Origin of the sequence: Liquorilactobacillus vini DSM 20605 (genome assembly GCF_000255495.1) — a bacterium.
Classification (GTDB): domain Bacteria; phylum Bacillota; class Bacilli; order Lactobacillales; family Lactobacillaceae; genus Liquorilactobacillus; species Liquorilactobacillus vini.
In genome coordinates, this window is record NZ_AHYZ01000157.1 from 1 (window position 1) to 10,368 (window position 10,368).

General features: G+C 34.4%; 11 protein-coding genes. 2 read left to right on the forward strand and 9 right to left on the reverse strand.

Annotated features, from left to right (window positions below; all coding sequences use genetic code 11):
- The 8 genes from ON15_RS11520 to ON15_RS08790 form a co-directional block, all read right to left on the reverse strand.
- A partial coding sequence (locus ON15_RS11520; protein WP_141567410.1) for an NAD(P)-binding protein occupies positions 1-116 on the reverse strand: 116 nt, incomplete at its 3' end.
- Entirely contained in the window at positions 113-982 is an 870-nt protein-coding gene (locus ON15_RS08760; RefSeq protein ID WP_010581111.1) for a beta-1,6-N-acetylglucosaminyltransferase, read from the reverse strand. The genes ON15_RS11520 and ON15_RS08760, both read right to left, overlap by 4 nt.
- A gap of 16 nt (positions 983-998) precedes the next feature.
- Positions 999-2,012, reverse strand: coding sequence for a beta-1,6-galactofuranosyltransferase (locus ON15_RS08765; protein WP_010581112.1), 1,014 nt, complete (start codon positions 2,010-2,012; stop codon positions 999-1,001).
- A gap of 2 nt (positions 2,013-2,014) precedes the next feature.
- Entirely contained in the window at positions 2,015-3,064 is a 1,050-nt protein-coding gene (locus ON15_RS08770) for a glycosyltransferase (RefSeq protein ID WP_010581113.1), read from the reverse strand.
- A 55-nt stretch (positions 3,065-3,119) separates the two neighbouring features.
- Positions 3,120-3,887, reverse strand: a complete 768-nt coding sequence (locus ON15_RS08775) for a DUF4422 domain-containing protein (protein ID WP_010581114.1) — start codon at positions 3,885-3,887, stop codon at positions 3,120-3,122.
- Positions 3,888-3,917: 30 nt separating this feature from the next.
- Positions 3,918-4,565, reverse strand: coding sequence for a sugar transferase (locus tag ON15_RS08780; protein WP_010581115.1), 648 nt, complete (start codon positions 4,563-4,565; stop codon positions 3,918-3,920).
- 198 nt (positions 4,566-4,763) lie between these two features.
- Positions 4,764-5,639, reverse strand: a complete 876-nt coding sequence (gene thrB, locus ON15_RS08785) for a homoserine kinase (RefSeq protein WP_010581116.1) — start codon at positions 5,637-5,639, stop codon at positions 4,764-4,766.
- Between the two features lie 20 nt (positions 5,640-5,659).
- Complete coding sequence (locus ON15_RS08790; protein ID WP_010581117.1) at positions 5,660-6,943, reverse strand: homoserine dehydrogenase; 1,284 nt, start codon at positions 6,941-6,943, stop codon at positions 5,660-5,662.
- A 190-nt stretch (positions 6,944-7,133) separates the two neighbouring features.
- Between ON15_RS08790 and thrC the strand changes: the two genes are divergently transcribed.
- Both thrC and ON15_RS08800 read left to right on the forward strand, forming a co-directional pair.
- Positions 7,134-8,627 (forward strand): threonine synthase, encoded by a 1,494-nt coding sequence (gene thrC, locus ON15_RS08795; RefSeq protein WP_010581118.1) that lies wholly within the window; start codon positions 7,134-7,136, stop codon positions 8,625-8,627.
- A 97-nt stretch (positions 8,628-8,724) separates the two neighbouring features.
- On the forward strand, positions 8,725-9,177 hold the full coding sequence (locus ON15_RS08800; protein ID WP_010581119.1) for an Lrp/AsnC family transcriptional regulator: 453 nt from the start codon (positions 8,725-8,727) through the stop codon (positions 9,175-9,177).
- Positions 9,178-9,337: 160 nt separating this feature from the next.
- On the opposite strand, the gene ON15_RS08805 is transcribed toward ON15_RS08800, so the two are convergent.
- On the reverse strand, positions 9,338-10,368 hold a 1,031-nt coding region (locus ON15_RS08805; RefSeq protein ID WP_010581120.1), incomplete at its 5' end, for a PTS fructose transporter subunit IIC.

Genomic DNA, 10,368 nt, shown 5'->3' on the forward strand with positions numbered 1-10,368 from the left:
AAATGATTACGTTTTTCAATGACTTTAACTCGATTGCCGCGCTTGGCTGCCTCATAAGCAAATGTCGCTCCAAACAAACCAGCCCCAACCACTAAATAATTTTTCAATTTTTTCACCTCATATTATTAAGCATTTCAATCAGTTTTCTAGAATGCAAGCTATCAAATTTTCTAGCAAACTGATAATCTCCTTTGAGTATCTCATTCAAATCATCTGCATCTAGAACTGCAGGATAGTTGCCATATTTCTTTTCCCATTTTATAAAACGATGATTATTTTTGACAATTCGCTGACAGAAGAAATCATTATTACACAATATCGTTTGCATCCAAAACTCATCCGAAAAGCAGCCAGTCTTAAGCATCGTATAAAGATTTTGATGCCTAGGCAAAAAGTCAACTAAATACTCAACTGCATCTCTTGGTAAATCAACCCAATTTGCTCCATGATAAATTTCTAAGGAGATACCTAGTTTTTTTAATTTATCAACTCGAAACAAAGTCTGAAGTCCTAAACTTAAGCGATGATATACTTTCCCCAAAAATGAACGCCTATTTATCGAATCATAATTGAAATAATATTTTTGCCACAAAAGAATATTTTCTCCAGATCTACGAATATTTTTTGCCAAATCATACTTCATATAAATTTTATCATTATGTTCATAAAAATTATATATTTTTTGAGGATTAACCACTGGCCAATCTTGGCCTGAAATTATATGAAAAAAAGAATTATCTTCATTTTCCAAAGCCAACTTCATTAAATTTAAAGTTGCTTCACCAATACTCCAACTACCCCAATTAACTTCCACTTCAGAAATAACCGTTGCTCCTAAATGCTTTAACTTATCTTGATCAGAATTAAGGATTTTGTATTTTTTATCAAAATGAATGTAAACATTAAAAAAACTGTGTAATTTTTGAGTCAATCTAATGATTTGATTAACATCTTTATGAGCTAATATTAAAACAGCTTGCATTTTCAAAAATTCTCCTTTATGCCTTTTCCAATGCTAACAAATTTTTCACCGCTCTTTTTATATATACACCATTTCGCATGCCTTTAGCAATCTTGACAACATTTTCTTTTAATTGTCGATAATCGTCTATTGATAGCTTATCTAAGATTTCATCTAAGTCTGATAGTCGATTAATTGTTATACCAACTTGATTTTTCTCCACAAAATCTGCCACTGCAGCTTGTTTCCAAACTATTACTGGTAACCCTGAACTAAGATACAATGACATCTTATGAGGGTTATTATATTTTAGATACTCTCCAAAAACTCCATCACATTGATTTAAACTTGTACCATCCCAGATTAAACCAAATGACTGTCTTAAATACTTAGGCAAAATATCTGGGTCCAATCGTCCACAATACCGAACATTTCCAACTACTTTTTTAACCCTTGAACCGTAAATATACAACTCATGCTTTAAATCAAGTTTTTTGATAAATGTTGCTTTTTTCAAATTACCTGCAAAACAGATACTCCATTTTTGATTAGTTATTGAATTTAAGGGCTGTGGATTATCATAATCAAAAGCTTCTAAAGAAACCATTTCTACTTTAACCCCGTTATTCAACAGCCACTGCTTCATTTTATCATTATGTACAATCAAGCCAGCAGATTGATTAAAGAAATTTATTTCCCGATTTTTGAATTCAGCATTCCTAAAAAGTCTTAAAGACTCAACGTCATGAATAATAATGAAAAAATTGGCTTGACTATGATATTTTTTTATAAAATATGCAACTTTATCCTCAATAAAGGCAGAATAAGCTGGGTACTGAAAAAAGAAATTATTATAAACACCATTTCGAATTGCTTTTGCTAATATCAAATTTGAAAAGAAAAATTTTGAAAGCTTAGAGTCTAAATTCACTTCTAGATTAATTTGTTCAATATTTTCTGCTGATAAAAATTTACTAATATCTTTCTTAGCTTTTATCCCAGCATCCATCATTTTCTTTTCTTTGATTGTTAAAACGCATGTCTCACTCATTATCAACCTCTTGAGTTATTATTAATAGCTATTTCAAAGTTTTTCACATAACTTTTTGAATAGAATTTATCTATACTTGCAGCTATTTTTTGAGGATCTAGTTGTTTATCCTTTACTTTTTTTATTGCAGTAACTAGTGCAGCAATATCTCCCTGGGGATAACTATATCCATTAATCCCTTCAATCAAAACATCTTCATATCCAGAAAATCTTGCTGTTATAACTGGTATTCCACGAGAAATCGCCTCTAACATCACCATCGGCAATCCCTCATACTTAGACGTCAATATTAAAGCTATTTTCTTTCGTGGCATTACTTTCCATGGATCTTTTACCCATCCATGCCAATGAATTCGTTGCGTTAAATTTTTTCTCTTTATATAATTCAAACAAGTATTTTTACTTTCTTCACTGCCATCACCGAACAGATCCAATCCAATATTTGATTCTGTTTTCGACAACCCTTGAAAAAGTTCTTTAAGATTTTTTTGACCATCAAACAAGATTCTACCAACATAAACTAATGAAAAATTGTTAGACTCTATATTTGTGATCAATCTATTTTTCTCAATTGGATTATAAACCAAAAAAATCTTACTGTTATCCACACCTAACTGTTGTAGTTGCTTTGCAATAGTTGAACTTATTGCTAAATGATAATCAGCTTTTAAAATGTTATGAGGATTAAACATTTTCTGCTCAAATAAGGAAAAATGTATCCAAGAATATATTTTATACTTTTTGAGAAATGTTCTTTTAACTAAACTAGCAAATCTAATTATATTAGCGCCTAAAATTATAATCCTCGTTTGACTTGAACTTATTACTAACTCTTTAAATACATACCAAATTAAATAAAATGAATTATTCAATCTAGGAATCTTTAATTTTATATTGTCATGAAGTTTACATAGCCAAATTTTATTTTGCGGATTATTAACTAAAACGATAGTAATCTCATTCTTTTCACTTAACAGATTAGCGACTTTGGTTAATACTGTTTCTGTTCCACCGCTGCCTGACATACGATAACAAATAAATTTTATTTTCAATGGTCCATTTTCTCCTAAATTTTATTGCTAATCATCTGTTATTCCTACTAACCGTCTATTTCTTAAATTTCCGATAAAGAAAACCTGCCACTTTTTTCACCCAATGCTGATTTCCCATAAACATGACTGGAACTTCAACATAAGGTATTTGATTTTTATCGACCCAAACATCCAATAATATTTCACCAAGAAAGCCATAAATACGCTTTTCATAAGGCGTATAATCACTGATATCAGCCCTTTTTTCAACTTCAGGCAAAATTTGAAACAACCACTGAGTATATTTATCAAAAATGTCAGCTCGTGCAATCAACATATTAAACATATGGACTGCTTTTTTCTGCAACATTTTATCAAAGGAAGGTAAATAATCAGGGAATTTTTCCGCAATTATTTGCCTAGTAAGCTGCAAATCTTTAATATGGTGCACATGTTCATAATGCGACCACGAAGTTTCAATAAAGTAATTCCGTTTTTTAGGTAAAATCAATGGAGCTTTCTCTAAAAACTTTTGTAAAGTTGCCGAAGTCATAATATCTGCAAACTTTCCTTCATAACTTTTAAAGAAATTACTCTTGCCATTAGAAAAATAACGGCGATAATGGACTAAGCCCTTAACATCCGCTCGCCGATTTTTCCATGCCCAATATTGGGCAGTTAATTCACAATAATTTGGATTTTTGTTTGAGATATTATCACCGGTGTTATCACGACAAAACCCCTTAAAATTTTCCGAACTTATACCAACTTGCACTGGCAAATACATTTTATCATGCGGAGTTTTAACGGGTTTATGGCTAACAATGTAAATTTCAGCTTTCAAAAAACAAACCCACTTTCATTTTGCTAAAAATCAATACGCACCTTCACCCTTAAAGATACTAATAATATTTTTAAAAAGAATCTTTAAGTCAAAAATAAATGATGCATGATCCACATAATACAATTCATAATCACAACGTTCCGGATAGCCAATGTTGCTCCGTCCCGATGCCTGCCAATATCCCATTGCACCAGGAGTTACTGAAAGTAATTTATCAACCTGATCACCATATTCATGAAGCTCTTCTTCAATAATTGGCCGTGGACCAATTAAAGTCATCTCACCCTTTAAGATATTGATAAACTGCGGTAATTCATCGATTGATGTTTTGCGTAAAAGTCTTCCTAAACTAGTAATTCGCGGATCCTTTTCAGCCGGAATTTTGTAATTATTTTTTAAATATTCTTGATACAACTGGGGATTAGCACATAATTTATTTTCAGCATCCACGATCATTGATCGAAACTTATAAATTAAGAATTTTTGACCATTTTTTCCAACTCTTTCTTGTTTATAAAACAACGGGCCACGGTCATGACCAAAATGATAGACAACAAAAAGCAGTAAGAATAGCGGAATCATACAAAAAAGAGCAACAAGTGAAACAACAATATCAATTATCCGTTTGAAGAAAAGATATAATCGTTTCTCTTGCACGGTATTTTGATTCTGACTCATTTTTTCTCCCGTCCAAAATTTTTCTTTTAATTAGTTAATTAGTCCTCACATATGGACTAAATTATACTACCAATCATATTTTTTTACAATTAACCGCATATAACTTGAATAATTCTTCAATATTTAACAATTCAAAATAAAAGACTGCCCATAATAAAATTACGCAGTCTTTAAAAAATATAATCTAAAACTTATACTTTAGAATTTGCTAACCGTTGTTCCCGTTCGTTGAACCTGCAAGCTATATAACTTGCCATTAAGTTGACTCTGATTGACTAAATCAATAAAGTTTTGTTGCTTTGCATGTTGAATAATCGTCATAATTGTTGGACCGGCTCCACTTAAGTAGGTACCAGTTGCTCCAGCTTGATGTCCTAATTCACGTAATTGCTTTAAATGTGGTACCAACGCGGCACGCGCTTGTTCGTGGAACTGATCATGTTCAATTAGCTCACCAACCTTCATTAAATTGTTAGTTAAAATTGCTGCCACTAAAGTATTTCCAACGCTGCTGGCATAAACTGCCTGTTTAAAATTAAGATTTGAAGGTAAAACTTTCCGACTAGCAACTGTCAATAATTCCGTTGGCGGAACAAAAGCCATCAGCAACAACTCTGGAAAGTGTGCTTTGATGCTGGTAACTGTTTGCTGATCAAAAGAAGAAATTACCAAATCGCCTAAAATAGCCGGAGCAACATTATCAGGATGTCCCTCAATTTTAGTAGCAACTTGCAATTTTTGATCCTGAGTTAAATTCAAATTGCCCAACAGATTGGCGATCTCAATTCCAGCAATAATTGCTGAAGAACTACTACCTAATCCCCGAGCTAGTGGAATATCAGATTTAACTCGCAAATGATGTGGTTTGATGTTCGGTGCTAAATTTAAAGCTGTTTTTATCATTAAATTACGTTCATCACAAGGGATTTTTGAACCCAGCTGATGTTCCACCTGCCAACTATCGGTTTTTTCTAAAAGATCAACTTGCAAATATAATGAAACTGCTATTCCAATTGAATCAAAACCAGGCCCTAAATTGGCACTCGTTGCCGGGACTTTTATCTTGTATCTCATCTTTGACGACTCCTCTTAACCTAGTTTGGCAAAACCTTATAAGCAGCAATTACTTCCACTCCATCAAGTGATCTCAAAGCCTTGACTACCTGATTTTCCTGTGCTTCAGACATTTTATGAGTTGTCATGACTACCCGAGCATTGTCTTCATCTAACTCCGTCTGAATAATCAAATGGAAACTAGCATTAGCTTTAGTCATGGCCTGCGTAATTTTCAGCATTTGTCCTGGTTGATCTTTAACCCTTAAGGAGAAGTAATATGAATAACAAACATCTATTGGTTGGGCCTGTTTCAAATCCCGCCGATAATCATTAAATCTGCTGCCAGTTGTCTTTAAAACAATATCTTTTGTTACAGCAATGATATCGCTTAAAACACTATTAGCCGTTGGTAATTCACCTGCACCAGGTCCATAAAACATCGTCTCACCAACCGCTGCACCGGTAACCAAAACAGCATTATTTTCATTTTGGACGGCTGCTAGCGGCTGATCCTCAGGTACTAAGACCGGACCAACTGAAACATCAACGCGATCATTAATCAGTTTAGCGATTCCTAATAACTTAATATTGTACCCCAATTTTTTAGCTTGCTGAATATCAGCTAATTTAACCCGAGTAATTCCGTTCACTTTCACTTGTTCAAGTGAAATGTTCATTCCAAAAGCAAAATAAGTCAAAATGATCATCTTATAAGCTGCATCAATTCCTTCAATATCATTAGTCGGATCAGCTTCTGCAAAACCCAGCTCCTGAGCTTTCTGTAAGGCAGCCGCAAAAGAAACTTGGTGCTGACTCATTTGCGTCAAAATATAATTAGTTGTTCCATTAACAATCCCCTTTACCTCAATAATCCGATCAGCCGCAAAAGAATTAACTATGGTTCGTAAAATTGGAATTCCACCTGCCACACTTGCCTCATAGAAAAGGTCACAACCATTTTCCCGCGCAAGTTCCGTTAATTCTGAACCGTATGTCGCTATCAAGTCCTTATTAGCAGTAATAATATGTTTATCAGCATTTAGCAAGCGTTCAACATAATCTTTAGCTATTTCGACTGTTCCCATTACTTCAACCACAATTTTAATTTCAGGATCATTGACCAAATCATCCACTTGATTCGTCAACTTAATGCCGCTTAAATCAACGTCTCGTTTTTTATTCAGATCGTGAACCATAATCGTTTTAATTTCAAGCTTACACCCAGTAATACTAGATATCTTATTTTGATGATCACGAAGTAAGCGAACCACTCCACTGCCAACCGTTCCCAAACCAAGAACTCCAATTTTAATGACTTGCATAATTTCCTCCCAGATTTAATCATTGAAATTATTTTATCATAGATTTTTCATTTTTTTTACTATAAAATAAATTACTTTAATCCGTTTCAAGCAAAGCACTTATAAATCTAGCTATTATTGGAAGCAAATTTATGGTATTCTTCCTTTAAGATCAAAATTATTAGAGAACGATTAAGGAGACTGTTTCCAAATGGCAATTTTTTATCATAGTACACGAGATGTCAACAAAAAGAAAATTACTGCTTCTCAAGCAATTCTTCAAGGATTAAGTCCTGATGGAGGGTTGTATGTTCCCGACCGGATACCTGCAATAGATTTTCCATTAACAGCATTAGCAAATATGTCATACCAGGAAGTGGCCTTTAAAGTGCTGCGACTCTTTTTAACTGACTTTTCTGAAAACGAATTACAAGAATGCATCAATGCAGCTTATGGAAAAAACTTTGATGATCCTGCAATTGCACCCCTTGTTTTTCATGAAGGTGCTTTTTACCTTGAACTGTTTCATGGGCCAACAATTGCTTTTAAAGATATTGCTTTACAATTATTACCGCATCTTATGACCACTGCGGCTCAAAAAAATCATTCACATAAAAAAATTTTGATTCTAACGGCAACCTCCGGCGATACAGGCAAAGCTGCCATGGCTGGCTTTGCGAATGTCCCAAATACAAAAATTATTGTTTTTTATCCTCAAGCTGGCGTTAGTCCGATTCAGGAACGGCAAATGCTCACGCAAAAAGGAACAAATACTTACGTGTTTGGAATCAACGGGAACTTCGATCGTGCTCAAACAAATGTTAAAAACATTTTTAACGATCAAGCCTTTAAGCAGCAATTGGCAAATTTAAACTATCAATTATCCTCTGCTAACTCAATTAATATTGGCCGGCTATTCCCACAAGTTGTTTACTATTTTTACGCCTATGGGCAACTATTAGCAAAACGGCAACTAACTAATGGCCAGCCAGTTAACTTTAGTGTACCAACTGGAAATTTTGGAGATATTTTAGCTGGTTACTATGCCAAGAAAATGGGCCTGCCGATTAAACACCTAATTTGTGCTTCTAATAAAAATAAGGTGTTAACTGATTTCTTTCAAACTGGCATTTATGATAAAAACCGTCCTTTCTATGTAACTTCATCTCCTTCAATGGACATTTTAGTCTCTAGCAACCTAGAACGATTACTATTTTATTTAACTGATAGTGACCCGGCTATGACTGCTGATCTAATGCAACAGCTGCAGCAACACGGTGCTTATAGAATTTCTCCAGCAATGCAAGCCATTTTGGCTAAAGATTTTTCAGCTGATTATGCTGACGAATCAGCTACGAGCCAAGAAATCGCCTATGTTTTTGAAACTTGTCAAGCTGCTATTGATCCGCATACAGCAGTTGCTTCTCAGGTTGCTAGAAGGTTCGCAGCTGCAAGCATTAATGATCAACCAATGATCATTGTTTCAACTGCCAGTCCATTTAAGTTTCCAAAAGTTGTTTTATCTGCTATAACTGACAGTAAAGCTGATCAAGTTCCTGATTTAACCGCCTTACAGCAGTTACAGCAAATAATTGGGATTCCTTATCCATCAACAATTAAACAACTTTTAGAAAACCAGCCGCAAAAACGTCATTTACTGGAACCTAATCAAATGCAAGCAGCAATTTTAAAAATAATTGCTTGAAGGTTTTCTCAAAACTGAATTTTTAAGTTTTAATTGTGCGATTGTCAAACAATTATGTTATATTATATTACATAGAGATGCTTGGAGGGATCAACAAATGGATGAAATTGATTTGAAAATTGTTTCAACTTTACAAAAAGATGCACGAATTTCATTAAAAAAACTGGCTGATATTTGTTTTATTTCCGCTCCGGCGGTTTCAACTCGTTTGACACATTTGGAAGAACGGGGCATCATTACCAATTATCAGACGCAAATTGATTATAAACTGCTTGGTTATCCAATTAAAGCTTATGTTAGCTTACGACTATCGCCAAAAGATAAAGAGGCTTTTTATCCATATATTAAATCAGTCGGCAATGTAGTTGCTTGTGATTGTGTCACTGGCAGTTATTCACAAATCATTACCTGTTATTTCAAAACAACTAAAGCTTTAGATAATTTTATTAATGATATCCAACGCTTTGGAGAAACTAAGACCCAGATTGTTTTCTCGACAAGCGTTGAAAGACGTCCATTAGAATTAACTCCAACTGAAAACTATTTCTAATATTGCTATTTTTCAAAAACTATTATGTTATAAATCATAAGTCCACCTCATCAATTTGAGGTGGACTTTTTGTTTTGCTGTTAACGTTTTCTACCAAAAAAATATCACCCGCTATCTGATAACGAATGATACCTTTTTTCAATCTAAAAAAATATTTTCACTACTTGTTCTTAACTGGTTTCCATTTACCTAAAATTACACCGGCAATAACTGAACCAATCACAATGGCAATAATATAACCAAACGGATTGGTTGCTAATGGTGTTACCCAAAAGCCACCATGAGGTGCAGGAACACTAACATGCCATAACTGAGTTAACCCACCAGCTACTGCCGAGCCTAAAATACAACTTGTTAAAACCCTCAATGGATCAGCAGTAGCAAATGGAATAGCACCTTCAGTGATAAACGAGAAACCTAAGACCCAGTTAGTAATTCCCGCCTTCCGCTCATCATCAGTAAACTTCTTTGGCCAAAATGCAGTAGCAATCGCGGTAGCAAATGGTGGAACCATCCCACCAGCCATAACTGCCGCCATTAAGTCACCATTTTTAGTTGAGGTGAAAGCCGCAACAGCAAAGACATAAGCAGCCTTGTTAAATGGACCACCCATATCAATTGACATCATGCCACCTAAAACAATGCCTAAAATGATTGCATTGCCACTCCCCATGTGATTCAAAAATGCTGTTACTCCCGAATTAATAACTGAAAAAATTGGATTGACAATAAAGAACATGATCAAGGCGACTAATACTAAACCAAAAATCGGATATAAGAGCATTGGTTTCATACCTTCGAGTGATTTAGGCAATTTAGCAAAAATCTTCTTTAAGAATAAGGTTAAATATCCAGCAATAAAACCAGCAGCGATCCCACCTAAGAAACCAGCAGAGCTTTTGGCATTAGTCATTACGTTAGCAACATAGACACCACCAAATGATCCACTATAAACAGTCGCCATAAGACCACCAACAAACCCTGGCATCAATGCAGGACGATCACCAATTGATTCCGCAATATAACCTGCCAAGACTGGAATCATGAAAGCAAAGGCTAAACTGCCGGCATTATTTAGAAAAATAAAGCTCGTCGACTTTGGACCACCCATGTATTGCTCAATCATAAATGACAAAGCCATCAAAATACCACCACCGACAACAAATGGCAACATATGAGAAACACCATTCA